The organism is Prosthecobacter sp. (assembly GCF_044227185.1).
GTDB lineage: Bacteria > Verrucomicrobiota > Verrucomicrobiia > Verrucomicrobiales > Verrucomicrobiaceae > Prosthecobacter.
Genome location: NZ_JBGAFO010000001.1, coordinates 442,699 through 469,371 on the forward strand (window position 1 = coordinate 442,699; position 26,673 = coordinate 469,371).

A 26,673-nucleotide genomic window follows, 5' to 3' on the forward strand; every position below is an offset into this window, starting at 1 on the left:
GGGCTCATCACCTACTACATGAATAAAGAAAGCCGTCCTTTGGGAGCCACCTCCGGACCCCGGGTGATGGCGCAGAGCACGGCGCCGGTGCAAACTCCCAGCCCGGTCGTGGGCCCTGACCGTCCTGCCACACCTCCTCCTGCGATGCTGAACGCATCCACGATGCCCGTGGCGCAGGCAGTGCCGGATCTGCCCGGTTATGTGCGCACTCCCTTCACCAACCCTCCGCGTCTGGTGGATGTGCGCGGCATGTCCCCCGGCTCCAAAGTGGTGTGCCCCTACACGCAGCGTCCTTTCCTCGTTCCTGGCAGTGTGACGTCTTCCACCAGCATCGCCGCTAGCCGCCCGAAGACCTCCACGACGCCTGAGCGTCCGCGCACCTCGTCGGTGGATGCCAACAGCAACGTGGCCGCCATGACCAAGCCCGCCCCTTCCGCACCGAGCACGCCCGCAGTTTCTCCCACGCCTCCGGCCCCGGCTTCTGACCTGCCCTATGGCACGCCTATCGCAGGCCGCCCCGGTTTCGTGAACAGCCCGTTTGCCGCAAAGCACCAGCTCGTGGACGTGACGGGGCTGCCCGTCGGCATGGAAGTGAAGTGCCCCTACACCGGCAAGCTCTTCCGCGTGCCGCCGCAGTAGCAGCAGTGGTCGTGCTCACCACCACCGGTGATTGATTCATATCCTTGCCCCGTCTGGACTGCTCCAGGCGGGGCTTTTCATTTCCGCCACAGCGGTACCGTGATTTGCCTTCACGCCACAACATGCGATGGTGAAGCGTAATGGATTTTCCCTCAGGCCTGCTTGCGCTTCCCGGCCGCACCTTTTTACACTTTCTCGTCTATCTCGGACAGCTCACCGCGCTGATGCATGAACTCATGCTGGCCGTCCGTTCGCGTGTCTGGCGGCTGAGGCTGGTGGCGCAGCAGATTGTGGCCATCGGCTACGGCTCGCAGGCGGTGGTGATCGTCACCGGAGCCTTCACCGGGGCGGTTTTCACCTTTCAGAGCTACGCCAAGTTCAAGGACTTCGGCTTTGAGACGACGGTGGGCGCGGTGGTTTCCGTGGCGCTGTGCCGCGAGCTGGGCCCGGTGCTGGCCGGCCTGATGGTGGCCGGACGTGTGGGCGCGGCGATGGCCGCGGACATCGGCACCATGAAAGTGACCGAGCAGGTGGATGCGCTGCGGGTCATGGGCGTGCATCCGGTCGATTACCTCGTGCTGCCGCGCTTCCTGGCGATGATGGTGTCCATGCCCTTCCTGGTGGCGGAGAGCATTTCCTTCGGCCTGTTTGCCTCCTATCTGGTGACGAGCTTTGGCTACGACATGCCCTCCGCCTGGTATCTCAACCACATGTTTGAGCACACCAACATGGACGACCTCAACATCGGCATGATCAAAGGCTTCGTGTTTGGCATGCTCATCACCCTGATCTCATGCCATCAGGGGCTGGGGGCGGAAAACGGCGCCGTGGGAGTGGGCGCGGGCACGACGCGGGCGGTGGTCATCTCCTCGCTGGTGCTGCTCATCGTCAATTTCTTCCTCTCCATCCTCCTGAACTACATCTTCCCCATCGGCACCGTTTAACCCATGGCTGAACCCACCCCCAGCGCGACGCCTGCCCCCGCTCCGATCAGCGGCGGCGGCCATGCCTTCATCGAGCTGAAGAATGTGTACAAGCGTTTCGGCACCCAGGAGGTTCTGCGCGGCATCAATCTCACGCTTCAGCATGGCGAGACCCTCTGCATCATCGGCCCCAGCGGTGAAGGGAAGACGGTGCTGATGAAGCACATCATCGGCCTGATCAAGCCTGACAAAGGCGAGATCTATGTGGACGGCGTGCATGTGAACCGGCTGAAGGAGCGCGAGATGGCCCCCATCCGCCAGAAGGTGAGCATGCTCTTCCAGGGCGCGGCGCTGTTTGACAACCTCACGGTGGAGCAAAACGTGGCCTTCCCGCTGCTGGAGCACGGCGTGCGCGACCGCAAGGAAATCGACCGCCGCGTGCGCGAAGCCCTGCAGGCCGTGGACCTGGACGAGCACCGGCAAAAATATCCCACGAGCCTCTCAGGCGGCATGCGCAAACGCACCGGCATCGCCCGCGCCATCATTGACCACAGCGAGTGCATCCTCTACGACGAGCCGAACTCCGGCCTCGATCCCATCGGCTCTGACATCATCGACCAGATGATCCTGCGCATGCAGCGCCGCTACAGCATCACCTCCATCATCGTCACGCACGACATGCGCAGCATCTTCAAGATCGCCAACCGTGTGGCCATGCTTTATCGTGGGGAGATCCGCTTCCTGGGCACGCCGGAGGAACTGCGCAAAACGGACGACCAGATCGTGCAGGATTTCATCAACGGCCGCTCCGACATCACCGGCTGACCCCACCCCTTTCCTTTCCACCCCCATCACTCTTTTCTTCTCATGATCGACAGCGATAAAAAAACCGAAATGCTCGTCGGACTCTTTTTGTTCATCGGGCTGCTGCTGCTCGGCGGGCTGATCCTGACGTTCGGACGTGTGCGCGAAGTCTTCAAGGACACCTACCATCTGCAGGTGGCCTTTCCAAACGCCGCCGGCATCAAGGAGGGCTCCCCTGTCTTTCTGGGCGGTTCGCGCGTGGGCAAGGTGGACAAGAAGCCGCAGCTCAACGACACCTTCACCGGCGTCATCCTGGACCTGGAGCTCTTCAAGGATGTGATGATCCCCGCGGACGCCTCCTTTGCCATCGGCTCGGCCGGGCTCATGGGAGACGCGCTGGTGGAGATCAAGCCCACCGGCAAGCAGACGGACGTGTTCCTGCCGCATGATTACGACAAGGTCATCGAAGGAGAAAAAGGCGGAGGCCTGAACGACCTGCAAAGCCAGGCCGAGCAGGTGGCGAAAAAAGTGGAGGTGGTGCTGGATGACGTGCGCGTAGCCCTCAAGGATGTACAGGGCGCGATGGGCAAGGTGAACAAGGACGCCCTTTCCGACGCCACGATTCAGAGCTTCAAGGAAAGCATCGAACATCTGCACAGCACCCTCAAGCGCGTGGATGACAAGGTGCTGGGCGAGGAGAATGCGCAGACGCTGAAGACCGCGCTCACCGATTTCAAAGAGGCCGCCGCCAGCTTCAAAAGCGCCGCAAAGAGCATTGATGAGTCCAGCAAAAAGCTCGGCCCCATGTTTGACAAGCTGGACCCCGTCATCGCCAAAACCGACAAGGTGATGACCGAGGCCGACAGCGCCCTGCAGTCCGTCCGCAAGGCCGCTGACAGCTTCGCCGCCGTGGGCGACAACATCTCCTCCGGAAAGGGCCTGCTCGGTGCGATCATGAACGATCAGCGGCTGATGAACGACTTCCGTGACCTGATCTACAACTTCAAGATCAACGGCCCGCTGTGGTATAAAGACACGGCGTCCAGGCTCCGTGCTGAGGAACTGAAAAAGCACGGCGGCGAGGAAACGCCGCCCAAGCGCGGCATCTTCCGCTGATCTCCGCCGAACAGGCGCTCAGGCCAGCACCGCGTGGAGGACGCCCTCATCCTCCCGGCATTCGCTGAGGATCAGGGCACGCAGCCGGCGTTTGGCACGGTGCAGGGCCGTGCGCAGTGCGCCGCTCTGCGGACGCGCCGCACGGCAGCCTCTGATGATGCTTTCCTCAAAGCAGTTCCACACATCCCCGCGTCCCTGGGCCTGCAGTTCCTGGCTGAAGGAGTGAAGAGCGCGCTCGATGACGCTCCTGGCCCAGTCACGGTCCAGCTCATTGTCTGGAGAAGGGCGGTCGTCCGCGACATCGATGTCGGCCCCGTTTTCATCGCTCAGGGAAAAGCAGACCGCGCCGCCGCCGCGGCGCTGGCGGGTGCGGTGCTGCCAGCGCTTGATGAGGTGCGTGCGCAGACGGGCGAAGAGGAAGGCCGCCTGCTCGCCATGGTCCACGATGGCCGCCGCGCGCTCGTGCTGGCCCTGGGCCACGAGTTTGGCAAACAGTTCCTGCACGGCGTCCTCGGCGTCGTGCACCTCGCAGCCGCGGGCACGTGCAAAAGCGCAGAGCACCGGATAGTGGCGGCGGTAGAGCATGGAGGCCGCGTTGAGGGCGGATGAATCAGTGGTGTGGCTGGGGGCGTGGTCTTCTCCGAGGTGCATGGCGGTGGATGGGTTGTTATGCCGTATTGGAGAGCGCGGGCATGACACCAGGCCGTGGACGGAGATTAATAGGCATTTATCTTCGTGCGCTTCCGGCCTCTCCGCATGAAAGTCCCGGCATCACCCGCATTGCATGAGCGCCCCGGCCAACACCCGCAGCTTCCGCACCCGCCTGGCCCTGCAGACGATGATCGTCGCAGGCACCCTGGTGGCGGGCTTTGGCGCCGCGTCCTGGTGGTATGCGAGCCAGACGCTGGAGCGCAGCGTGGACGACCGCATCATCGCTCCGGCGCAGCGCGTGTGGAACCGCATCGACCCCTACACCACGGATGATCAGTTTAAAATGATCGCCGATCTCGTCTTTGGCACCTCGCCGGAACACAATGCCACCCATGCGGTGCTGGTGGTGCAGGAACATGAGCGGGGAAAAACGATCTTCGCCACGCCGAACGCCCCCAAGGATCTCGATGTGTACTTCCGGAGCTGCTTCCCGACCCAGGAAGAGATCCGGCGGGCGCCCCCGGTGGCTCCCCCTGGCGGCGGCCCCGGCCCGCCCAACGGCCGGCGGCGCGACCCACCGCCACCACGCCGGGAAAACGGCTTTGACGACCTGCTCGGCACGCCGGGGTTTGATGTGGTGCGGCCGCCGCCGCCAGAGCGTGACCTGCCCTTCCGCCCGCAGATGCCCATGGTGCGCGAGCCCGCCACTTTCACCGCGCGCTCCGGCGGCATTGACTGGCGTTTCGGCGCCTTCAGCAGCCCGAGCTACACCATCTTCATCGGCCTCTCGCTCACGGATTTTTATGCGGAGATCAACCGCATGGCCTGGTGGTATGTGAGCGCCGGCGCCCTGGGCCTGGTGCTGGCGGGCTTTGGCGCGCTGTGGACTTCGAAGCAGGCCATGCGCCCCCTGGAACGCGTGGTGGGAACCGCCCAGCGCCTGACAGCCAGCGATCTGGCGGAACGCATCCCCGTGCAGCGGGACGACAACCGCGAGTTTGCCCAGCTCATCGACGTGCTCAACGCCATGATGCAGCGCCTGGAGGGCAGCTTTCAGCAGGCCGTGCGCTTCACCGCGGACGCCTCCCACGAACTGAAAACCCCGCTGGCCATCATGCTGGCGGATCTGGACGATGCGGTGCGCCACGCCACCCCCGGCAGCGCGGAGCATGAGCGCTTTGTCTCGCTCTTCAGCGAAGCCTCCCGTCTCAAACAGATCACGCAAAGCCTGCTGCTGCTCTCCCAGGCGGACGCGGGCCGTCTGCCGACGCATCCCGAAAGCTATGACCTCAGCCTCGATCTCGAACGCCTCATCGAAGACGGAGAAATCCTCTGCGAGCAGGCCGGACTCACGCTGGAACATCACATCGAGCCGGGCATCACCGCGCATGCGGACCGCGCGCTGCTGCAGCAGGTGTTTCAGAATCTGCTGAGCAACGCCGTGAAATACAACCGCCCGCAGGGCCGCGTGCGCCTGCAGCTTTCCCGGCAGGACACGCAGATTGTCTTCACCGTCACCAACACCGGCCCGGCCATTCCTGAGGAGAACCAGCAGCGCCTCTTTGAACGCTTCTTCCGCGGCGACAAAGCGCACACCCGGCAGACGGACGGCTTCGGCCTGGGCCTGAACATCGCCACCGAGCTGGCCCGCGCGAACGGCGCGGAGCTGCGGCTGGTGAGCTCGAAGGAGGACGAGACGGTGTTTGAGGTGCGGATGCCTAGCGATCCGTCGCAATGAGACTCACGGCCTTCTCCTTGTCCGGCTGGTGGCGCAGCAGGGAAGTCTGCAGCATGGCCATCGCGAGGGTGTCGCAGCGGGAGGCGGCGGAATAGATGTTCTCGCGCACGGAGGCGCGTGGGAGGGGCTTGCCATCGGGCCAAAATTTCTTCACGGCCCAGGCGGCAAACCACTCGGCCCGCGCGAGGTATTTCTCGTCGTGGCTCAGCTTGTAAGCGGCATTGAGCAGCACCATGGCGTTGCCGATGGAGCCCGCCTCGATGTCGGCGGGACGGGCGCCTTTGCTGGCGGGCTTTTCATTCAGGGAGGCGTCGGGGTCGGCGGTGAGGTAGTTGTCCGCGCAGGCCAGCAGCAGCTTTTTGTAGCCCTCGTTCTGGGTCTGCGCATGGCGGGCGATGAGCGCGGGAACGACCCAGGTGTGCGGATGCTGGCCGGTGTAGGCGGAGCGCCAGCCGCCCGTGTAGGGAATGCGGCGCGGCGGCAGGCCGAGATCGAGGTCTTCCTTGGATTGCCAGTATTCCGTGGCGGCGAGCGTCTGGGGGTCGGCAAAGAGGATGAAGCCCTTGCCTCCGGGCCCGGGATCGTGCGCCATGGCGAGGAAGACAGTGTCGATGCTTTTCGCCAGCGCCAGCATGCGCTGCTTCAGGGCCTCCGGCGCCACGGCGGCGGAGGTCTCGAGATCCACCGCCAAGGACACGGGGCTCTGCGAATAGACGTAGCGCACCTTGCGGCCTTCTTTATCAAAGGCGTAGTCTTCCGAGCCATGAGGGATGGCGCCGGTTTTGGGGTCGCGGCTCTTCTCATAGAAAGCCACCAGCGCATCCATGGCCTGGAGCATTTCGGGATCGGAGGTGCGCTGGTAGGCGGCGGCCCAGGTGGCGATGTAGAAGCCGCCGTGGCGTGGGAAATCCATGCCGCGCCGGCTGGGGGTCTTGCTGGAGATCATGGCATGACGCGAGAAGGAGATCCTGCCGTCCTTGTGATCGATCTGATGCCGCCACAGCGCCTGGGCAAAGCGCAGGCTCTGCTCCGGCGCCATGTCGAAGGACTTCTGCCAGTAGATCCAGGGCCGGTAAAACTCGTGAATCTGGGCGGTGTAAGGCCCAGTCTTGGGATTGCCGCCCGGCTCGTGGTCGATGAGGTCCCAGCCGAGGTGCTCGCCCCAGCAGAAGAAGCCATATTTCGGCTCCTGGCAGTGATGCAAAAACCAGTCGATGATGCGGTCCGCCTCGGCGGCGTATTTCTTCTCTCCGGTGAGCTGGCTCAGCGCATAGAAGACCTGGTAGAGGTTCAGGTCGTGGTGGATGTTGGCGATGTTCTTGAACTCCTGCGGCACACGCGCGGTGTAGAGGTTGCTCACCTTGCCGGCGGGAATCTGGTATTTGTCCCGCGTGAGCACGATGGGAAACAGGGGCGTCAGCGGTGCGGGCAACTGCGTGCGGCTTTGGTCGATCATCGCATCCGCATACCGGCGCACGATGGCGGCAAGGTCCGGCGGGTCCTCCGCCCGGAGCGCGGTGATGGTGGAGAGCAGGAGAAGGACGCGGAAGCAGGTCTTCATACGGTGGGGCCAGCTAAACGAAGCGATGTGGCGCATTGTTCACGGCGAAAAAGTTCCAGCGGCGCTCTCGTCCCGCAACATGAGGTGTACACCGGCCCCAGGCCCGAGGATGGCGGTGCCTCCCTCCGCCCCAGCCGGGATATTGAGAACGAGCATTAGAATTCCTTTCCCCCTGCGCTTGACTCTACTCACATGGTTTAGGTAATATGTCTCACCATGTCCATGGCTTGTTTTGTCGCCGTGTGGTGAAACGAGCGGTGCACTGCCTCGTTTAAGCTGTTCATCCTTATGTTCTCCCTCTTTCGCAAGACCTGGATTCTCGCTGCAGCCTTCGCTCTGGCGGCTCACAGCCTCCACGCGCAGACGTCCTCAAACCCTGAGTTGATGGCCCTGCTGCTGGCCTTCAAGGCCAAAATGACGGCCGATGCGCAGGTGCCGTTTGCCAAATCTCTGGATGAACTGAACCAGAATTATGTGCAGGCGCTGGACCGTGCCCAGCACGAGGCCACGGTGAAGGGAAAACTGGAGGAAGCCCTGGCGATACGCGCGGAAAAAACCGCCGTGAGCACCAGCAACGGAGAACAACTGCCGGCGCTCGTGCCCCAGCACCGGGAGCTGGCGGCATTGCGAAAGAAATATCTGGATGCCCTGCAGACGCTGCGCAGCGCCATGCAAAAAAAGCTGGAGCCGCTGGAAAAGGATCTGGCCAGCCAGCTGGACGTGCTGGCCCTGAAAATGTTGAATGCGGGAAAGAGTGACGTGGCTCTGGAAGCGCGGCAACTGGCCAAAACGTACCGGAAAACCCCGGGCGTGACAGACAACACCTGGGAGGACCAGACCCGCAAAGTCGTTCCCAAACCGACCACCACCCCCATCCGCCTCAAGAAGCGCGACACTCTCAGCACCGCCGCGAGCTTCACGCCGCCGATTGAGTTTGAAATGGTGGTCAAAATCGAATCGCTCGACCTTCGCATCGGCTACGCGGCCAAGGAGATGATTTTCAACTGGGAACGGAAGCCCGATGAACTGCGCATTGATGGCGGGCCTGCCGACCGGGTGTACACTCCCAAAATGGGCGAGATACCCCAGAACAAGTTTGTGGTGATCCAGTGGACCGTGCTCAAAGACCGGCAGATCATTTCTGTGGATGGGAAGGAACGGTTTGAGCACAAGGGAGACTACTCTGACCTCAACCGCCCGCTGACCATTCAAGCCTTCGGCTCCGAGGGAGCCGTGCAGTCCATCAAGACACGCGTCCCCGTCATTCACTGATGTTTTCAGCGGCCTGCGGATTCCCAGAACTATTATGGACTCCATCACTCCCCCTCCGCCCCCACCCCCTCCGCCTTCTCCCTTTCCGGACTCCGCGCCGCCGCCCATGCCGCCGCGCAAAAGCAGCGCTGGAAAATGGGTGCTCATCGGCTGTGGCGGCTGCCTGGGGCTCGCCATTCTCGGGGTGGTGATGTGCGTGACTCTTTTTTTTGGCGCGAGCAAGCTCATCCGAAAGACGGATGTGTATGAGAATGCCCTCAAGCACGCCCAGAATTCCGCGGAAGTGCAGGCAGCCCTGGGCACTCCCATCGAGACGGGGTGGTCGTTCTCTGGCTCGGTGAACTACACCAATGGTTCGGGCGAGGCGAGCTTCACGGTTCCGCTGACCGGCCCCAAAGGGGAGGGCACGCTGAACGTCAAAGCGGACAAAACCAGCGGCGGGCCGTGGCGGTACTCCACCCTGGAGGTGGAGTTTCCGGACGGGCACAAGACGGACCTGCGGGACAAGCCCTGAATTTTTCTGCCCCGGCAGCCGCTACATCACGTTCAGTCATCGCGAGAGTGATCCGGCTTGCGTCTTTTTCTGCCGTTTGATACAGGTGGACGCGTTACCGGTGCGTTAAGTTCCAGTTGGATTCGTTTACAACAATCTCTCATTCTTTGGCCATGAAACTGACCTTCCTCCCTGCCGCCCCCACCCCACGAAAGCTGCTCAGCGCTGCCTTCCTCCTCATCAGCCTCGCCACCAGCCCCGCCTTTGCGGATGGCAAGGACTTCCACGACCAGGATTTGAAAAGCAAAGACTTCAGCAGGCAGGCGCTCAACGGCGCGAACTTCGAGGACGCCGTGCTGGACCACGCCGTTTTTGCCAATGCCAGCCTGAAGAAGGCCAGCTTCAAGGACGCGAGTCTCGATTTTGTGAGCTTTTACATGGCGGACCTCTCCGAGGCGGACCTCAGCGGCGCCACCGGCACGATGGTGCTTTCCAATGTCAATCTCTCCAAGGCCAATCTGGAGGCCACGGGCGACCCCAACAAGGTGCTGACCCTGAATCTGTCCACGGAGATCAACCTGCGCGGCGCCAACCTGAAGAAGTGCAAGATCATCAACGTGGGCTACAAGTGCGACCTCAGCGGCGCGGATCTGCGCGGCACCAATCTGCGCGGCGGCAACATCAGCGACACCGCCAGCCTGAAAAAGGCCATTTACGACGACGACACCGCCTGGCCGAACGGCTTTGACCCCGTGGCCGCCGGCTGCGTGATGGCAAAAGAATCCGCCGCGGAGAAAAAGTAAGTACAACCCGCACCGACTTCGCCGCCCGTGAAAACCCCGTGTGCCGCTGTTCTGCCACTCGTGGCTCTCGCCTGCCTGCTGCTGTCCGCGGCAGGCCAGGCCGCCACCAAGGACTACTCCCGGCAGGATCTGCCGAACAAGGACTTCAAGGATGCGATGCTCGACAACTCAAACTTTGACGAGGCGAACCTGGAGTATGCAAACTTCACCAACGCCTCGCTCAAAGGCTGCAGCTTCCGCAATGCCAAGCTGAGGGGGACAATCTTTTACCGCGCCGTGCTGGATGGTGCGGACTTCACCGGCGCGGACCTGACCAGCGTGCGCTTCACCGACGCGAAGGCCTGGTACGCCCGGGTGCCGGACTCCACCGTCTTTCTGGCGCGTGCCTCCCTGCTGGACTTGAAGGCGCTGGGCAGGAAGGTCAATCTGGACTACAAGTCCGAGCAGCTTCTGGTGGAGAACCAGGAGGCCACCTGCGGCTCGCTCTCCTTCCACTACGCGGATCTGCATGGCACCCGTTTTCTGGGCAATGCCGAGGGCATTGATTTTCGCGGTGCCGACCTGCGTGGCGCGGACTTCAGCGCGGCGGAAAACCTGGACAAGGCCAAGCTCAAAGGGGCCAAGTATGACGAAAGCACCGTCTGGAAGATCGATCCCGTCGCCGCGCAGGCCGTGCTGATGCCCGGGGCGAAGACCGCTCCCGGCGGCACGGCTCCCACGCCGCGCTCCAAGCACCCGCTGCAAGGCAAGTGGCTGATTTTGAAGGAAAAAGGGGCCAAGGACAGAGGGACTCTGCGGGTGTACTCCGACTTCACCTACGAATGGGACTTCTCCGCCGACAGCCCCGTGGCCAAAGGCAAATGGGAGGAGGCAGGCGAGCAGATTTTGCTCAAGAAAGGCGAACTGGATGCTGACTGGAAGGCAAAGGGCCAGGCCAAGGATGAACTGCTGCTCTCCACGGACAAAGGAGAGGAACGCATCGCCGTGCGCGCGCCCGACGAAGAGCCGAAATAGAGGGCGCAGGCGCAGCCGCGCTTAGCTTTCGAACTTAGCGCTGCGCCTTGCGGGCAGCCTCGAGCTGCTCCGCTTTGATGCGGTCCAGCTTGCGCTGCTCCTCGGCCCGGTCCGCCTTGATACGATCCTGCTGGCGGTCATACGTCAACTGGTCGGACTTGCGGCGGTCGGCATCCTGCTGGGCTTTGAGGTTTTCCAGCCGGCGGTTTTCAGCGATGGTGTCCGCCTGGATGCGGTCCGCCTTGCGCTGCTCTTCAATGCGGTCGGCCTTGATACGATCCTGCTGGCGGTCATAGGCCATCTGGTCATCCTTGCGCCGCTGGGCATCCTGCTCGGACTTGCGGTCATAATATTTGCGGGTCTCGATCTTCTGCTCCTCCTCGCGGGCCGCGATTTTACGGTTCTCTTCAATCACCGCCGCCCGGTTGCGCTCCTGCTGGCGGTCATAGGCCAGCTGATCATCCCTGCGCCGCTGCGCATCCTGCTCGGCCTTGCGGTCATAATACCTCCGCGTCTCCACCTTCTGCTCCTCCAGGCGGGCTTCGATCTTGCGGTTTTCCGCGATGGTCTCCAGCCTGCGGTTTTCAGCGATCTGCTCCAGACGGCGATTTTCGATTCTGCGATTTTCAGCAATCGTTTCCAGACGACGGTTCTCAGCCTGCTGCTCCGCCTTGCGAGCGGCATCGATGTTGAGCCACTCGGTGGTGTTCACATGCTGGGGCACGGAGGACGGAGCCCGCGACGCTGAATACGCAGCCGCGGCAGCCTTGCGGTCAGCGTCAATGCGCGACTGCTTGATGGCCTCCTGCTGCTGCTCGTAAGCACGGTTCACGGCGATCTGGTCTGCCAGACGGCGGTCCGCGGCACGCTGCTCTGCCCGGCGGTTTTCGTCCATCTGCTCCAGGCGGCGGTTTTCGGCCTGCTGGTCCCAGCGCCGGCGGTCCTCGGCCTGCTGCGCGGTTCTCTGGTCGGCTTTGCGGTTGTCCTCCAGCTGCTGCTGGCGCTGCGCCTCAAGCTTGCGGTTCTCCGCCGCCTGATCGGCCTTGCGGTTGTCTTCGCGCTGCTGCTGGCGCTGCGCTTCCAGCCTGCGGTCATCGTCAATGCGCTGCTGGCGGATGGCCTCCTGCTTCTGCTCTTCAGCACGCGCGGCCTGGCGGTTCATTTCACGGATGGCCTCCTGGCTCTGTTCATAGATCCGCCTTTCGATGATGATGCGGTCTCCGGACTGATAGACGCGATCTTCTGCATGCAGGCCCGCGTTTGCCTGGAGGGTCGCGGCCACGATGCACACGAGCTCTTTCGGGAAAGGAAATCGTTTCATAGGACTTTGGACTTGGGAATGTGATTCACACGCGGTGCGGTTCGAAAACCGCACTCCGGCGTGCGGGGGGAAGCTCCTTCACGAACGCTGGGTGTCAAGGGGGGTTCCAAACACGCCCGGTGCTTATAACCGATGCTCTTCTAAAGAAAAAACCAGGGGTGGAATGAACATCGTCGGCACCCTGTTCGGGGGGAGAAACCCCGGGCAGAAGGACCGTGAAAACGCACATTTCCCCCTTGCCAAACCCGGAACCTCTCCGACACTCCCGGCCCTCTTGTCCGGGAGCCTTCTGGCTTTGCGGGACGAAAGCCCGCCGGGTGCCTCAGGAGTGGAGGTGCGTGTGCGGTCACCCACTAAACACTCGCAACCCGTAACAACAGATAATGAGCGCAACAGCGACACTCGCAGACCTGATCGCAGGTTCTTTCCGCGAGCTTTCCGAAGGATCCATCGTCAAAGGCAAGATCCTCGAAATCAAACCCCAGGTCATCCTCGTCGATATCGGCTACAAGTCCGAAGGAGCCATCCCGGCGAACGAGTTTGAAGATGAAGACATCCAGGTAGGCGATGAGGTGGAAGTCCTCCTCGAGCGCCTCGAAAACGACGAAGGCATGGTCGTGCTCTCCAAGGAGAAGGCCGCCCACCGTCAGAACTGGGAGAAGATCTACAACGTCTTCAAGGACGGCGGTCTCGTCAAAGGCAAGGTCAAGAGCGTCGTCAAAGGCGGCCTCATGGTCAACGTGGGCGTCGAAGCCTTCCTGCCCGGCAGCCAGATCGACATCATCCCGCCGAAGGATCTCAACGAGTACGTCGGCAAGGTGTTCGAATTCAAGATCGTCAAGATCAACGACGAGCGCAAAAACATCGTCCTTTCCCGCCGCGAAGTCATCGAGGCCGAGCGCGCCGAACAGCGCCAGAAGTTCCTCGACGGCGTCACCCCTGGCGACAAAGTCATCGGGATCGTCAAGAACATCACCGACTTCGGTGCGTTCGTGGACCTCAACGGCATGGACGGACTGCTCCACATCACGGACATGTCCTGGGGCCGCCTCAACCATCCTTCCGAAATGCTCGGAATTGGGCAGAAAATCGAGGTCCAGATCCTCGAAGTCAACCGCGAGAAGGAGCGTGTCTCTCTCGGCCTCAAGCAGCTTCAGAACAATCCTTGGGAAAACATCGAAGCCCGCTACCCCGTGGGCCAGCGCGTGCGCGGCAAGGTCACCAAGCTGGTGGCTTACGGTGCATTCGTCGAAGTGGAAGAAGGCGTCGAAGGCCTTGTCCACGTCTCCGAACTGTCCTGGACGAAGCGCATCGCGCGTCCTTCGGACGTTCTCACCGTCGGTCAGGAAATCGAAGCGTCCGTCCTTGGCATCAACAAGGAAGAGCGCAAGATCAGCCTCGGCGTGCGTCAGCTCGACACCAATCCATGGGACGACATCGACAGCCGCTACCCGATCGGCACGCAGCTTAAGCGTCCGGTCCGCAACCTCACCGCTTACGGTGCGTTTGTGGAGCTGGAAGAAGGCATCGATGGCATGATCCACGTGTCCGACCTCAGCTGGACCCGCAAGATCAACCATCCTTCCGAGCTCCTCAAGAAGGGCCAGGAAGTGGACGCCGTGGTTCTCGGCATCGACAAGGCCAACCAGCGCATCAGCCTGGGCATGAAGCAGCTCGACACCGATCCATGGTCCATCATCGACAGCCGCTTCAAGGTGGGCGATGTGGTGAAGGGCCGCGTGGCCAAGATCGCCTCCTTCGGCGCCTTCGTCGAACTGGAAGACGACATCGACGGCCTGGTGCACATCTCGCAGATCAGCGAAGACCGCATCGAGAAGGTGAAGGACAAGCTGAACGTTGGCGACGAAGTGGAAGCACGCGTCATCAAGGTGGACAAGGTGGAGCGCCGCATCGGCCTTTCCATCAAGGCCATGAACTACAGCGAAGCCGACATCCAGAAGGAAAGCCAGGCCTTCGAAGCCCTCCGCCCAAGCACCGACCTCGTCGGTCTGGAGCAGGCCTTCAAGTTCGCCACCGAAGAGTGGCGTCCAGGCGGCCAGTAATCCGCAGCCGCGATCTGAGACTCAACATCCCAATCAACCACGAAGAGGGCACCGCGAGGTGCCCTCTTTTCTTTGGCCTGGCTCGATCTTCCTCTTCCTCCTACTCCTACTCTTCCTCCCTCGTTTGGACGCCCAGCGCTGCCAATCCAAGGGAGGAGGAAGATTGAGACGCAGCCCTCTTCTTTGCACGCGGGTGAACAATCTTCTGACATTTTCCTTCTAGCACTCCCCTGCGAAGGAGGGCAGTTTTGCAGGATGTCCGAGGATGTTCCCCACGCGCTTCCCGAGACACGCCGCACCTGGCTGCAGCGTGGCCTGCTGGCATTGCCGGCTGCGCTGGCCGGCTGCGCGGCTCCCGCCACTTCGGTGATGGGTTTCTCCGCGAGAAGATCGCGGGCACAATGGGAATACCACAACCGCTTTCTGGCCTCCGGTGCGCGGCTGCGCTTCCGCTCCCACAGCGCGCATGGCAGGCCTTACACGGCGGGCATGGAGTACGTGTACCGCACCCACAAGCGCGATCCGCGAGTCGGCTATGCGGTCAAGAATCTCGCCACGGGCCGGTACCTGGCGGAGTTTCAGGCGGACAGGCTTTTCATGGGCGGCTCCATGCCCAAGCCCGCCGTGGCCGCGGTGCTGCTGGAAAAACGCCGCGGCAACCTCACGCGCGATGAATTTCAACACATCGTCTATGCCTGCGACCAGAGCATCAACGCCTCCTGGTTCTACCTCATGGCCCGCATCACACCCGCGGACGAGCAGTACTTTGAGCAGAAGTACCGCCTGCCGAATGTGCAGATCATCAACAACTGGCAGTCGCCGCGCTTCTACGCCGAATTCTACGAGCGCTGCGTGAACTACCGCCTCGAGTACGGCTGCGAGCTGCTGCTGGAGGCCATGCGGCGCGACCAATATGGCCTCGGCCGCTGGGTGATGCCCGCGAGCATCACCTACATCGGCGGCAAGACGGGCAACTACGGCGAGTGGGACCACGAGTCTCTCTTCTTCTATTACCGCAACACTCCCTATGCCATCGTGCTCTACACCCGCGGCAACTTCGCCCCTGGCAACCAGCTCGGCTGCATGATGGGCGGCCTGTTCCGCGAGTACTGCGCATAAAACCAGCCGCTGACGGGATCACGGCGCGGGCTTGCCGTACTTTTCCAGCGCCGCCTGGAAAAACGCCTTCTCAATGCGGCGCTTGGCATCGCCGCGTGTTTGCAGGTCCATGCTCTCGTACAGCAGGATGAGCACGAGTTTGTTCACCGGATCCACCCAGAGCACGGGCCCCCGCGCGCCATGATGGCCGAAGCAGCCGAGCGGCACACCGTCGCTGTCGTTTTTGGTGACGAACCATCCCAGGCCGATTCCCGGCGCCGGCTGAATGCCCTCCATGCACGGCTCCAGCGTGGTCATGCGCTGGAAGCTGGCCTCTGAGACGAGGCGTTTGCCGTTCACCACGCTGCCCCGCAGCATCGCCTGGCCGTACTTCGCAAGATCTCCTGCCGTGGAGAACAGGCCGCCCGCAGGCCAGGCGTAACGATTGGGATAGGCACGCAGCGCTTCGCCTCCCAGGTACATGCGCATCGGCAGCGGCACCTGCTTTTGCTCCAGCCACGCTTTGTCGGGCTTGTTGGGAACGTCTTCGAGCACGGACTTCTCCTTGTTCCACTGCGAGGTCTGCGCCAGCCGTGCGGCGAGTTTTTCACCCGGCCAGAAGGTGGTCTCGCTCATGCCCAGCGGCTCCAGCAGGCGCTGGCGGATGAAGTCGCCATAGGCCATGCCGCTGACCACTTCGATGATGCGGCCGGCGGTGTTGATGCCGGCGTTGTTGTACTCAAACTTGGTGCCCGGCTCCCATTTCAGAGGCGCAGACGCATACTGCCGGATGTCGTCCGCCAGGTCGTTATGCTTTTGAATGGGCGGATCATTGGGGCCGATGATGCCGCTGGTATGCGTGAGCAGCTCTTTGACCCGCATGGGGTGCCGCGGCGGGTGGTTCCCCTTCTTGTCCGCCACGAGCTGCCCTTTGAATTCAGGCAGGTATTTTTCCACGGGATCGTCCACGTTCACCTTGCCCTCATCGACGAGCATCATCATCGCCGTGGCCACGAAAGTCTTGCTGATGGAGGCGATCCAGAAGACGCTGTCCTCACGAAGGGGCGCTTTCGTGCTCAGGCTGCTGCGGCCCACCGTGGTCACATCCAGCACGCGTCCGGCATCCGCCACCAGCGCCACCCCACCGGAGACGTAGTGCTCATCCACAAAAGGCTGAAGCTTGGCTGCAAACGCGCCATGACCAGCGACCTCCTCCGCTGGCAGAGCCGGACTCCACGCGACCAGCAGGAACACACCCGCACAAAGCCGCGAGCGTTTCAGGACAGGATTATTTGCCAAGAAGTTTCTCATAATACGCGGCGTCGGGTGAAGGGTTGTAGATCAGGTCCATTTTCTGACGGAGCTTCTTCCAACGTTCCGCGCTGGCATCCACCCCGTAGTCCATGAACGTGTAGTCTCCCAGATTCCACACTCGCACGTAGTCCGCCTTCACGGTGGGCACGCCGTCTTTCTCGTCGGTGACGGTGCCGATGATGCGAACGAGGCAAAGGCGCTTGATGGCACCCTTCGGGTCCGCGGCAGTGACCCGAAAATCACCCGCCCCATAGAGCGAGGCGAGCTGGATGTGGAAATCATTCAAGCCGTCGAAGTACTTGTTCTCGATCAGATAAGTCCCTCCTGCCGCCGCCGGCACTTCACGGACAATGCCAAACCACGAGACCAGCTTTCCCTGGTAGCCCAGCAGCGTTCCGGCCTTGGCGGCACCGAATCCATTGTCCCCACCCACATCAGGGTTTTTGGCATCGAAACCGGCCTCCACCTTCGTCGGCGAATAACCAACCGTGGCATCCCGCGTGTGCGGCCGGCTCTTGGGTGAAACTTCGATCTGCTGCGCGTGGCTGGCAAACGCCGCCAGCAGGACGGCAAAAACGATGAGCGATGATTTCATGGTGGAGGAAGAGCGACGAGCCGGACGGCTCGTCCCATGCTCAAACCTCCGCAAGCGGTCTCATCTTTCCTTCTGCGGCAAGACTTCCACCTCAATGTCTCGGACTTCGAGAGACGTGGAGGTCACCGGCTTCTCCGGCTCCAGCCACACATTCTGCCTGGCGGCGGAGGAGAGTTTGCGCCGCAGCGTGTAAAACAGCGCGGCGCCGGCGGAGAGCGCCAGCCCGGCCACGGCCACGGCAGCGCCGACCATCAGCACCAGCGCAAGGATGCCGGCTGCCACCACCACGATGACTCCCAGCATCAGCATGGCGGGCAGCCCGCGAAGTTCAAAGGTTCGGGTTCTCATGGTCACACCATGCGGCCTGCAGGGAAGATGACAACCCGCATGTCCCCTCAGGGCCTTGCAGAAGCGCGCCTACTTTGTAGCCACTCCGGCCTCTCCCACCTCCCAGCCATAGCCGCCGGCGCGGATGGCCACGGCGGTGGCATTGGCCGGCCAGGGGGCGCTGAGCTGGTCTTTGAAATAGGTCTCCCAGGTGATCCATCTGCCATTGATCTGCGCCTGCATGACCCACCAGCGCGTGGCGCTCATCCAGCGCGCATCGCTGTGCTGCCAGTCCACCGTGAGTTTGCCCCCGGGCACCGTTTTGCCGATGATGGGTGCGGGCAGCTGCGTCTGGCTGAGCCATGGAGAGGCGGGCGGGAGCGCGTGCGTGGTGTAGGCGCGCTCCTTGGTGTAGGTGCCCAGTTTGCCGAGGTCCTTGTGCAGGGAGCCGAAGTTCCAGTGAAAGTGCCCCGGCGTCATCTTCAGGCCGCGCTCACGCAGCACGCTCATCTGGTGGAGAATCTCGCCCGCATTGCGGTCGTCGCCCACCTTGGAGGAGTTCATGCCCGGCCAGATGTGGCGGCCCAGGGTGTTCTGCTCCAGCCACCAGTCGTAGAAGGTGATGAAGCCGAGCTTTGGCCGATCGATGGTCCAGTAGAGCTGCGGCGTGAGGTAGTCCACCCAGCCCTGCTGCAGCCATTTGCGCGAGTCCGCGCCCAGGTCTTCATAGGGGTCCAGCCCGCCGCCGGTGCCCTCGGGGAAATTGGGCCTCCACAACCCAAACGGGCTGATGCCAAACTTCACGTAGCGCTTCTCCGCCTTGATGCCTTCATAGATGATGCGCACGGTTTCATCCACATTCTGCCGCCGCCACGCCGTGAGCTCCAGCGTACCGCCCGCGGCCTTGTAGCGGCCGTAGCTCGCATCATCCGGAAACGGGATCTTCTTTTTCGCCGCATCCATGATGGGATAGGGATAGAAATAATCGTCGATGTGAATGCCATCCACGTCGTAGCGGCGGGTCACATCCATGATCACCGCGATGGCCTGCGCGCGCACTTCAGGAACGCCCGGGTCCATCCAGGTGTCGGGGCCGTATTTCATGGTCCACTCCGGATGCCTGCGCACGATGTGGTCCGCGCTGGGCGCCCGCTTTTCACCAGCGAGAGCGCGGAAGGGATTGAACCACGCATGCAGTTCCATGCCGCGCTTGTGCGCTTCCTCGATGGCAAAACTGAGCGGATCCCACAGGGGCGAGGGCGCCACCCCCATCTGCCCGGTGAGAAACGGCGACCAGGGCTCCAGCTTCGATTCATACACCGCATCGCCCGCCGGACGGACTTGAAAGATAAGTGCGTTCAGCCCCACGTCTGCCGCGGAGTCGATAAGCGCCCGCAACTGCTCCTTCTGCTTCGCCACGGGCAAGCCCGGCTCGCTGGGCCAGTTGATGCAATGCACCGTCGCGATCCATGATCCACGCAGCTCACGCGAAGGCATCGGCACGCTGGTCTGGGCGTGCAGCGTGGCGGCGAGCAGGAGGGAGATCGGGAGCAGAAACTTCAAAGGCATGTCTGGGAAGAAAACGCTTCTGGGAGGATGTGTCGCTGAAATTTTCTCTTCTGTGCCGTAATGATGTCCCGCATGTTTTTTCGTTCCTTATCCTGCCTAACCTTTGCGCTTATTCTGGCCTCCTGCTCGTCCTCGCGCTCGCCCATCGTTCCCGGTGCCAAACCCAAGGACCACGGAGCCATCGGCGCCACCGAAGGCCCCGCATGGAAAGACGGCTCCCTCTACTTCACCGATGGGAAGCACATCAATCGCCTGGGACCGGATGGGAAGACCACCGTCTTCCGCCACAACTCCTCCAACGGCCTGCTCTTTGACAAAGAAGGCCGCCTCATCGCCTGTGAGACCAAGAACCGCCGCGTGACGAGGACAGAGAAGGATGGCAGCATCACCGTGCTGGCGGACCGGGTTGAAAACAAAAATTTCTGGGAAATCGATCTAATCGAACGGGTGTTGAAACCTCAACCCAAAACCCGCCTGGCAAAGCTTCTGCAAAAAAGCCGGTTCAATTCGCCCAACGATCTCTGCATGGATTCCAAAGGACGGATCTATTTTACAGATCCCAGATATGGATCTCGTGCGGGCATGGAAATTCATGAACTGTTCTATGTGTATGATTTTGCCCAGAAATATAATTTCCCTACCACTGGCCCGCCTGTGGATCCTTTGACCAAAGCTTTGGCTCTGAGAAAAAAACTGTTAGCAGAATCACCTCAGTTGCTCGAGCGATTCATCGAGGGTGTTTATCGCATCGATGCCCCTAGTCAGGTAAAGCGTGTTATAAGCGGAGGAGAAGGAGGATACATTCTCGAACGCCCCAATGGCATTCTCATCTCGCCTGATGATCGCTATCTCTACATCGCCGACAACAATAACAGCACCCACAGCGGTTCACGAAAGCTGCTGCGCTACAAGCTTGATAAAAACGGTGACATTAGCGGCCCTCCCACAGTCCTCTTCGACTGGAAAGACGGCCGCGGCCCGGATGGCATGAAGATGGACAGCGCGGGCCGCATCTACGTGGCGGCTGGAACGAACAAGGCCACGGAGTTTGAGACGACACGCTTCAAGGCAGGCTGCTACATCCTCTCTCCCTCCGGCCGTCTGCTCGACTTCATCCCCGTGGCTCCGGACGAGTGCTGCAACTGCGCTTTCGGTGGCCAGGATGGCAAGACCCTCTTCATCACCTCCGGCGGCCATTTGTGGAGTGTGCCGCTGCGCTGAGACGTGTTATCTTTTCTTTCCCATTCATGAATCTCAATCTTCACCGCCCCATCTCGCGCCGCACGCTGCTGCGTGGCGCCGGCATCACGCTCGGGCTGCCGTTTCTGGAAACGATGCTCAGTGCGCAGCAGACGGCCGCCGTGCCGCGCCGCATGGTCGCCATCGAAACGAACATGGGCATCATTCCGCAGTTCTTCTTTCCGGAGAAAGCCGGGCGTGAGTATGCGCTGACGCCCTACCTGCAGAAGCTGGCGCAGCATCGCGAGAAGATGACGGTCTTCTCCGGCGTGAGCCTGCCAGGTGTCACGGGCGGGCACGCAGCGGAGAAATGCTTCCTCACCGGCACGCCGCACCCGGAGCGCGGGGGCTTCCGCAACGGGGTGTCGCTGGATCAATTTGCCGCCGAGCACATCGGCGTGGCCACGCGCCATCCTTCGCTCTCGCTTGCCATGGTCAGCGACGGATCGCCCACGCTGAGCTACACGCGCAGCGGCGCACCGATTCCGGCGGAGAAAAGCCCGAGCAAGCTCTTCCAAAAACTCTTCGTGCAGGGCAAGGCCAGCGAAGTGGAGGCCAATGTGGAGGCCCTGCGCCAGGGCCGCAGCATGCTGGACTTTGTGGGTGGCCAGTCCAAGCGCCTGAACCAGACGCTCTCCAAAGCGGACCAGCAGCGCATGGACGAGTACTTCACTTCCGTGCGTGAGCTGGAAAAGCGCCTGCATGCCGCGGAGGAGTGGGAGTACAAGCCGAAGCCGGTCATCCAAGAGACGGCGCCGAAGGACATCGATGATGCGCGTGAGTTTGTGGCGAAGACGAAGCTGATGTTTGAGGTGATGAAGCTGGCGCTGGAGACCGACTCCACCCGCATCATCACCCTGTTCATCGACACCGGCGTCATTCACAACATCACCCACCACGGCAACCGCCCGGAGGCGCTGGCGGAGTTGCGCGAGAAGGAGGAGGCGCAGTTTGGCGCGCTGAATGGATTCCTCACCGCGCTCGACGGCACGAAGGAGGGGGGCCAGACCCTGCTGGACCGCACGCAGGTGCTCTACGGCACGCCGATGGGCAGCGCGAACTCCCACAGCAATGTGAACCTGCCCGTGCTCATCGCCGGCGGTGGCTTCAAGCACGGCCAGCACCTGGCCTTTGACACGCAGAACAATTATCCCTTGAGCAATCTGTATCTCTCCATGCTGCACCGCCTGGGCATCGAGACGGATGAATTCTCCACCGCGAAGGGCACGATGAAGGGACTGGAGCTGGCATGATGAAGAAATCGCTCGCCCTTGCCCTGCTCACCTGCGGTCTGCACGCCGCCGAGCCCACCGCCGCCTTTTTCGACACGCACTGCATCGACTGCCACGACGCGGACACGCACAAAGGCAACCTGGACCTCACGGCGCTGAAGCAGGACTTCAGCAACGCTGAAACCTTCGCCAAGTGGGTTAAAATCCACGATCGCATCGAGTCCGGCGACATGCCGCCGAAGAAGAAAGCGCGCCCGCCTGCCAAGGACGTGAGCGCGGTGACGCAGTGGCTGAACGCATCCCTCATCAAGGCCGAGCCTCTGGACGTCGCCAGCCGCACCGGCGTTCGCCGCCTCACGCGCAGCGAGTATGAAAACACTGTGCGCGATCTCTTCGACCTGCCGGGCATCGCCTTGCAGGCGGGACTGCCCGCCGACGGCTCGGCGCATGGCTTCGACAACAACAGCGAGGCCCTGGACATCTCACACGTGAATCTGGCGCGCTACATCGAGGCGGCGGACAAGTCGCTGGACATGGCCATTGCCACACGGCCCACGGCGCCGAAGTCGGAGATCGTGCGCCTCTCACTCGCGCGCAATTACGAACCCGACATCATGCTGATGCAGGGAGACGCCATTCTGCTGCGCGACAAAAAGATCGATCCCGTTTTTCCGCCCGCCGGCGAGTATGGCCATGTGAACCAGGGCGCGCACGAGCAGCTCGGCCTCTTCGACCGCATGAGCAGCGTGGGCGTCTTCCGCCATGAGGACGAATCCTGGAACGCCTACTTCCGCCACTTTGCCGCGCTCTATCCGGGCCGTTACAAGGTGCGTGCTTCGTTCTACAGCTTTCAGTGGGACCAGGGAAAAATCCTCCCGTCTCGCGGCACGGAGGCGGCGCGGCTTTCCATCGTGCAGTTCAATGACAACGGCCGCGGCGGCCAGCAGCCCAGCTACGTGCTGGGCTACTACGACGCACCTTCTCTGGAGTCGAAGGTGCACAATCTCGACGTGTGGCTGAACTTCAAAGAGACCCTCGGTTTCAATGTCGCCTCGCTCGCGCCGGTGGTGCTGTATCGCGTGGGCACCTGGGGGCAGAAAGACCGCACCATGGGCTTCACCGGCCCGTGCATCGCCAATGACTGGGTGGAAATCGAAGGACCGCTGCATGAGGTGTGGCCGCCGCGCAGCCACTCGCTTCTCTTCGGAGACCTGCCGCTTACCGAATTCAAAGGCGCGCGCCCGCCCGTGCGCAAACCGCTCAAGCAGGAGATCATCGGCACCCGCAACAAGCCCGAGCCTGAGCCCGGCATCTGGACCGTGGAGCCGAAAGAACCGCTCGCAGCCGCCGACCGCCTGCTCGCTGAGTTTCTGCCGAAGGCCTTCCGCAGGCCTGTGAGCGATGAGGTGCGGCAGCAGTACCTCGCGCAGTTTGAAGCACGTCAGAAAGCAGGCGACTGCTTTGAAACCGCCATGCGCTGGGTGTGCCGCGCCGCGCTGTGCTCGCCCGATTTCCTCTACCACATCGAGCCGCCCGGAAAGCTCGACGACTCCGCACTGGCCGCGCGTCTCTCTTACTTCCTGTGGAACTCCGCGCCGGATGCCGAACTGCTCAGCAAGCCCAAAGACTTTCACAACCAAGTGGAGCGCCTGCTCAAAGATCCGAAGTCCCAGCGTTTCGTGGAAAACTTCCTCGGCCAGTGGCTCAAGCTGCGCTCCATCGCCGCGAACGATCCTGACAAAAAACTGTATCCGGAATTCAGCCCCTACTTGCAGGACAGCATGGTCGCCGAAACACGAGCCTACTTCCGCGAACTCATCGAGCAAAATCTGGACGCCGGATATCTCGTGCAGTCAGACTTTGCCATGCTTAATGAAAAGCTCGCCGTGCACTACGGCATCACCGGCGTGAGCGGCCCGGCGATCCGTCGCGTGGCTTTGCCCAAAGACTGCGCCCGCGGCGGCTTCCTCACGCAGGCGGCGCTGTTGAAAGTCACGGCCAATGGCACCACCACCTCGCCCGTGGTGCGCGGCGCGTTTGTGATGGCACGCCTGCTGGGCAAACCGCCCGAACCACCGCCGCCGAATGTGCCCGCTGTGGAGCCGGACGTGCAGGGCGCCACCACCATCCGCGAACTGCTGGACAAGCACCGCGCCGACGCCACCTGCGCCTCTTGCCACGCGAAGATCGACCCGCCCGGATTTGCACTGGAATCCTTCGATGTCATCGGCGGTTTCCGCGACCGCTACCGCTCGCTCAATGAGAAGGGCGACCCCGCCCCGCGCGGCAGCATCGATCCCAAGATCGCCATCAGTTTCAAACTGGGCCCCAAGGTGGATGCGACGGGGCAGTTCGCCGACGAGCGCAAGTTTGGCGGCATCACCGATTTCAAAACCATGCTCGCCGCGGACAAGCACACGCTCCTGCGCAATCTCGCCCAGCAGCTCATCATCTACGCCACCGGCCGCGATGTGGCCTACGGCGACCGCGCCGCCCTCAACGACATCGTGGCACGCACCGAGAAACAGGGCGGCGGCCTCCGCACCCTGCTTCACGAAGTCGTCCTCAGCCCTCTTTTCCAGACCCGATGATGAAACACCTTATCCTCATCTTCAGCCTCACTGCGCTGCACCTGCACGCCGATGAATCCAAGCACCGCCTCATCGGCCTCAGCGAACCTTCGCGGGAACAAGACTTGCGCGATCAGGTCAAGACGCTGCCCGAAGTCGAAGTCGCCGCGTTGAACATGGAAACCGGCGAAGTCACCTTCCGCTACGACGTGACGAAGCTTATCACGAATTACAACGCCAAGAAACCACCCGCCCCAGAAGCCGTCACCAAGCGCCTCGAAGACCTCCTGCGCGCCGCCTCCAATGGCACTTTCACCCTCGTGCCGCTTTCCACCCTGCCTGCGGACAAGCTGCAAAAAATCCAGATCCAGTGCGGCCTGCTCGACTGCAAAGGCTGCCGCTACGCCGCCTACATCGCCGTGGCGAAACTCGATGGCGTGGAGCATGCCAGCGTGAACGAACATGCGCTGCTCACGGTGATGATTGACCCCGCGAAGACGAATCGCGCGGCGCTTGAAGAAGCCCTGAAGAAAGGCCGTATCGAACTCAAGCCCCTATGAAACTGGCCCTCCTCCCATGGTTCGTATCCGCAAGCCTGTTCGCCGCCGAGCTGCCGGACATCCGCAGCGTACCCGTTGATCTCGAAGTGCCCGCCTTGAGCGAAGGCGCCCCCGCCGCCGGCAAGCGTGTGAAGCACGTTTTGGAAGGCTGGAAAAACACCGCGCTCTACAATGTGCTCTACCTGCCCACCGACTGGAAACCCGGTGTGAAGATGCCCGTGATCGTCGAGCTCGCCGGCAACGGCAACTTTAAGAGCAAGCAGGGCGATGTGAGCACCGGTGTGCCCGAAGGCAGCAATCTCGGCTACGGCCTCTCCGCCGGCAAAGGCTTCATCTGGCTGTGCGTTCCGTATGTGAATGGCAAGGGCGATGAGATCGCCATCACCTGGTGGGGTACTCCGCCCACCTACGATCCGCAGCCCACGCTGAAGCATCTGCGCGAGGCCGTGAAAAATGTCTGCCATGACTTTGGTGGCGATGAATCCAAAGTCCTGCTCTGCGGCTTCTCACGCGGCGCTCTCGCCTGCAACTACCTGGGCCTTTACGATGATGAAACCGCCAAACTCTGGCGCGGCTTCTTCGCTTACAGTCATTTCGACGGCGTCAAAACCTGGCCCTACCCCGGCTCAGATCGCGAATCGGCCCTCGTGCGGCTCAGGCGCCTCGGCAATCGCCCCGAGTTCATCTGCGGCGAAGGCGACAATCCCAAACCCACCGAGGCCTACCTCCGCCCGCTGCTGCCCGATGCCGACCTCACCTTCATGAGCACCGGCTTCCTCAATCACAACGATGCCTGGACCCTGCGCCCGAGCCCTGCGCGGGAAAAGGCGCGGGAGTGGCTGAAGCGGGTGATCGGTGCTCCGTAGGTCACACGGCGCGCTGCTTCGCCGCTTCAGCCACGACCTGCTCCAGCACCGCATGGGTCTTCACGATCCATTTCTCTTCCATCGGCGTGTTCCAAAGAAGTTTGCGCACCTTGGCCTCGTCCAGCCGGTCGGTGGCCAGGAGGAAGGACAGCAGGCGGATGTCCTTCGGCCGTCCGGCGAAAAGTTTGGCCACGGCCATGTCGTGAGGATCAAGGGCGAATACGCGGGGACAGCCTTCCAGTGGAACCAACCGGTCGCGAAAATCGGGAGGGAAGTTGTCGAAGGCGGCGGGGCGTACGATGTCGGCGTAATAACCAAACATCTCGAAAAAGGAACTGTTTCTGCCGAGGCGCTTGCTCAGCATCGCGCCCAGTTCGTCGCTCCATGGGTCGAGGATGAAATCGGCGTCGTTGGTGTTTTCGTAGATGTTCGTCGCCTCCGGCAATTCAGGAAAAGTGGCGAAGGCAGAGGCTGAACCAAAGACGATCACCTTGATCTCCGGCACCAGGCTTGAGGCAGCCTTAGCCATGTGAGTCAGTGCCTCGAGCTGCATAAAAACTGGTCGCTTTCTTCTTCAGTTAGCACTCCTGGAAATGGAGCGAAGCCTTTAAAGAAACGTGTTTCCTCATCGTCGGCGCGAAGCAGCGCACTCAACTCCCTCATTCCATCGCGGCTCTTTTGCGCCTTCGTAATCAGGTCCTGCCACTGCAAAAGACGTTTCACGGCCCGGTGGCCGCGATCCAGCCACCGGGCGATATTGCGCAGAGGGATCTCCAGCAGCTCAGGCTCCCGCTCAAACTTGTCGGCGAGGTAGCAGAAATACGCGTGTTCCAGCTTGTCGCCAGTGTCGTCGTGTTCGTGCATGGCTGGTGGATGGTAGCGGACGCGGGGCGGGCTGCCAAGGG

At 62.0% G+C, this 26,673-nt stretch carries 25 protein-coding genes; 16 read left to right on the forward strand and 9 right to left on the reverse strand.

Annotated features, from left to right (window positions below):
* Positions 1-144: 144 nt before the first annotated feature.
* From ACILSQ_RS01775 to ACILSQ_RS01790, 4 genes are all read left to right on the forward strand, one after another.
* Positions 145-639 carry a hypothetical protein gene (locus tag ACILSQ_RS01775; RefSeq protein WP_395741855.1) on the forward strand — a complete coding sequence of 165 codons (495 nt, stop codon included), beginning with the start codon at positions 145-147 and terminating at the stop codon, positions 637-639.
* Between the two features lie 140 nt (positions 640-779).
* Positions 780-1,583: an MlaE family ABC transporter permease gene (locus ACILSQ_RS01780; protein WP_395741856.1), complete on the forward strand. Its 804-nt coding sequence runs from the start codon at positions 780-782 to the stop codon at positions 1,581-1,583.
* 3 nt (positions 1,584-1,586) lie between these two features.
* Positions 1,587-2,387, forward strand: coding sequence for an ABC transporter ATP-binding protein (locus tag ACILSQ_RS01785; RefSeq protein WP_395741857.1), 801 nt, complete (start codon positions 1,587-1,589; stop codon positions 2,385-2,387).
* Positions 2,388-2,429: 42 nt separating this feature from the next.
* Entirely contained in the window at positions 2,430-3,482 is a 1,053-nt protein-coding gene (locus ACILSQ_RS01790; protein ID WP_395741858.1) for an MlaD family protein, read from the forward strand.
* An 18-nt stretch (positions 3,483-3,500) separates the two neighbouring features.
* Here ACILSQ_RS01790 and ACILSQ_RS01795 read toward each other — a convergent pair whose 3' ends face one another.
* Positions 3,501-4,133 carry an RNA polymerase sigma factor gene (locus ACILSQ_RS01795; protein ID WP_395741859.1) on the reverse strand — a complete coding sequence of 211 codons (633 nt, stop codon included), beginning with the start codon at positions 4,131-4,133 and terminating at the stop codon, positions 3,501-3,503.
* Between the two features lie 133 nt (positions 4,134-4,266).
* On the opposite strand from ACILSQ_RS01795, the gene ACILSQ_RS01800 reads away from it, so the two are divergent.
* Positions 4,267-5,871, forward strand: coding sequence for a sensor histidine kinase (locus ACILSQ_RS01800; RefSeq protein WP_395741860.1), 1,605 nt, complete (start codon positions 4,267-4,269; stop codon positions 5,869-5,871).
* On the opposite strand, the gene ACILSQ_RS01805 is transcribed toward ACILSQ_RS01800, so the two are convergent.
* Positions 5,852-7,432: a hypothetical protein gene (locus ACILSQ_RS01805; RefSeq protein ID WP_395741861.1), complete on the reverse strand. Its 1,581-nt coding sequence runs from the start codon at positions 7,430-7,432 to the stop codon at positions 5,852-5,854. The two genes, ACILSQ_RS01800 and ACILSQ_RS01805, sit on opposite strands and share 20 nt — an antisense overlap.
* A 288-nt stretch (positions 7,433-7,720) precedes the next feature.
* Between ACILSQ_RS01805 and ACILSQ_RS01810 the strand changes: the two genes are divergently transcribed.
* The 4 genes from ACILSQ_RS01810 to ACILSQ_RS01825 all read left to right on the forward strand — a co-directional run bounded on the left by ACILSQ_RS01810 (position 7,721) and on the right by ACILSQ_RS01825 (position 11,014).
* Positions 7,721-8,704: a hypothetical protein gene (locus tag ACILSQ_RS01810; protein ID WP_395741862.1), complete on the forward strand. Its 984-nt coding sequence runs from the start codon at positions 7,721-7,723 to the stop codon at positions 8,702-8,704.
* Between the two features lie 106 nt (positions 8,705-8,810).
* Positions 8,811-9,218, forward strand: a complete 408-nt coding sequence (locus ACILSQ_RS01815; protein ID WP_395741863.1) for a cytochrome c oxidase assembly factor 1 family protein — start codon at positions 8,811-8,813, stop codon at positions 9,216-9,218.
* 152 nt (positions 9,219-9,370) lie between these two features.
* Positions 9,371-10,000 carry a pentapeptide repeat-containing protein gene (locus ACILSQ_RS01820; protein WP_395741864.1) on the forward strand — a complete coding sequence of 210 codons (630 nt, stop codon included), beginning with the start codon at positions 9,371-9,373 and terminating at the stop codon, positions 9,998-10,000.
* Positions 10,001-10,027: 27 nt separating this feature from the next.
* Positions 10,028-11,014 (forward strand): pentapeptide repeat-containing protein, encoded by a 987-nt coding sequence (locus ACILSQ_RS01825; RefSeq protein ID WP_395741865.1) that lies wholly within the window; start codon positions 10,028-10,030, stop codon positions 11,012-11,014.
* Positions 11,015-11,048: 34 nt separating this feature from the next.
* Here the strand turns inward: ACILSQ_RS01825 and ACILSQ_RS01830 are convergent, their stop codons facing one another.
* Entirely contained in the window at positions 11,049-12,335 is a 1,287-nt protein-coding gene (locus ACILSQ_RS01830) for a hypothetical protein (protein ID WP_395741866.1), read from the reverse strand.
* 383 nt (positions 12,336-12,718) lie between these two features.
* On the opposite strand from ACILSQ_RS01830, the gene rpsA reads away from it, so the two are divergent.
* The gene (rpsA, locus tag ACILSQ_RS01835; RefSeq protein ID WP_395741867.1) at positions 12,719-14,398 is read left to right on the forward strand and encodes a 30S ribosomal protein S1; all 1,680 of its coding nucleotides are present in this window, start codon (positions 12,719-12,721) and stop codon (positions 14,396-14,398) included.
* 255 nt (positions 14,399-14,653) lie between these two features.
* On the forward strand, positions 14,654-15,517 hold the full coding sequence (locus ACILSQ_RS01840) for a hypothetical protein (RefSeq protein ID WP_395741868.1): 864 nt from the start codon (positions 14,654-14,656) through the stop codon (positions 15,515-15,517).
* Between the two features lie 18 nt (positions 15,518-15,535).
* Here ACILSQ_RS01840 and ACILSQ_RS01845 read toward each other — a convergent pair whose 3' ends face one another.
* The 4 genes from ACILSQ_RS01845 to ACILSQ_RS01860 form a co-directional block, all read right to left on the reverse strand.
* A complete protein-coding gene (locus ACILSQ_RS01845; protein ID WP_395741869.1) occupies positions 15,536-16,807 on the reverse strand; it encodes a serine hydrolase domain-containing protein in 1,272 nt (423 codons plus the stop codon).
* A complete protein-coding gene (locus tag ACILSQ_RS01850; protein ID WP_395741870.1) occupies positions 16,785-17,405 on the reverse strand; it encodes a hypothetical protein in 621 nt (206 codons plus the stop codon). Before ACILSQ_RS01850 ends, ACILSQ_RS01845 begins: the two co-directional genes overlap by 23 nt.
* 60 nt (positions 17,406-17,465) lie before the next feature.
* Positions 17,466-17,753, reverse strand: a complete 288-nt coding sequence (locus tag ACILSQ_RS01855) for a hypothetical protein (RefSeq protein ID WP_395741871.1) — start codon at positions 17,751-17,753, stop codon at positions 17,466-17,468.
* Positions 17,754-17,822: 69 nt separating this feature from the next.
* The gene (locus ACILSQ_RS01860) at positions 17,823-19,301 is read right to left on the reverse strand and encodes a glycoside hydrolase family 10 protein (RefSeq protein WP_395741872.1); all 1,479 of its coding nucleotides are present in this window, start codon (positions 19,299-19,301) and stop codon (positions 17,823-17,825) included.
* A gap of 72 nt (positions 19,302-19,373) precedes the next feature.
* Here ACILSQ_RS01860 and ACILSQ_RS01865 point away from each other — a divergent pair, with 72 nt between their 5' ends.
* The 5 genes from ACILSQ_RS01865 to ACILSQ_RS01885 are packed head-to-tail and all read left to right on the forward strand — an operon-like array spanning position 19,374 to position 25,768.
* Entirely contained in the window at positions 19,374-20,522 is a 1,149-nt protein-coding gene (locus ACILSQ_RS01865) for an SMP-30/gluconolactonase/LRE family protein (RefSeq protein WP_395741873.1), read from the forward strand.
* 26 nt (positions 20,523-20,548) lie between these two features.
* Complete coding sequence (locus ACILSQ_RS01870) at positions 20,549-21,793, forward strand: DUF1552 domain-containing protein (protein ID WP_395741874.1); 1,245 nt, start codon at positions 20,549-20,551, stop codon at positions 21,791-21,793.
* Positions 21,790-24,363, forward strand: coding sequence for a DUF1592 domain-containing protein (locus ACILSQ_RS01875; protein WP_395741875.1), 2,574 nt, complete (start codon positions 21,790-21,792; stop codon positions 24,361-24,363). The genes ACILSQ_RS01870 and ACILSQ_RS01875 overlap by 4 nt, the downstream gene beginning before the upstream one ends.
* On the forward strand, positions 24,360-24,902 hold the full coding sequence (locus tag ACILSQ_RS01880; RefSeq protein ID WP_395741876.1) for a heavy-metal-associated domain-containing protein: 543 nt from the start codon (positions 24,360-24,362) through the stop codon (positions 24,900-24,902). The genes ACILSQ_RS01875 and ACILSQ_RS01880 overlap by 4 nt, the downstream gene beginning before the upstream one ends.
* Positions 24,899-25,768, forward strand: a complete 870-nt coding sequence (locus ACILSQ_RS01885) for a hypothetical protein (RefSeq protein ID WP_395741877.1) — start codon at positions 24,899-24,901, stop codon at positions 25,766-25,768. The genes ACILSQ_RS01880 and ACILSQ_RS01885 overlap by 4 nt, the downstream gene beginning before the upstream one ends.
* A gap of 1 nt (position 25,769) precedes the next feature.
* Here ACILSQ_RS01885 and ACILSQ_RS01890 read toward each other — a convergent pair whose 3' ends face one another.
* Both ACILSQ_RS01890 and ACILSQ_RS01895 read right to left on the reverse strand, forming a co-directional pair.
* Positions 25,770-26,297: a DUF6036 family nucleotidyltransferase gene (locus ACILSQ_RS01890; RefSeq protein WP_395741878.1), complete on the reverse strand. Its 528-nt coding sequence runs from the start codon at positions 26,295-26,297 to the stop codon at positions 25,770-25,772.
* Between the two features lie 5 nt (positions 26,298-26,302).
* Positions 26,303-26,632, reverse strand: a complete 330-nt coding sequence (locus tag ACILSQ_RS01895; protein WP_395741879.1) for a hypothetical protein — start codon at positions 26,630-26,632, stop codon at positions 26,303-26,305.
* Positions 26,633-26,673 lie beyond the last annotated feature (41 nt).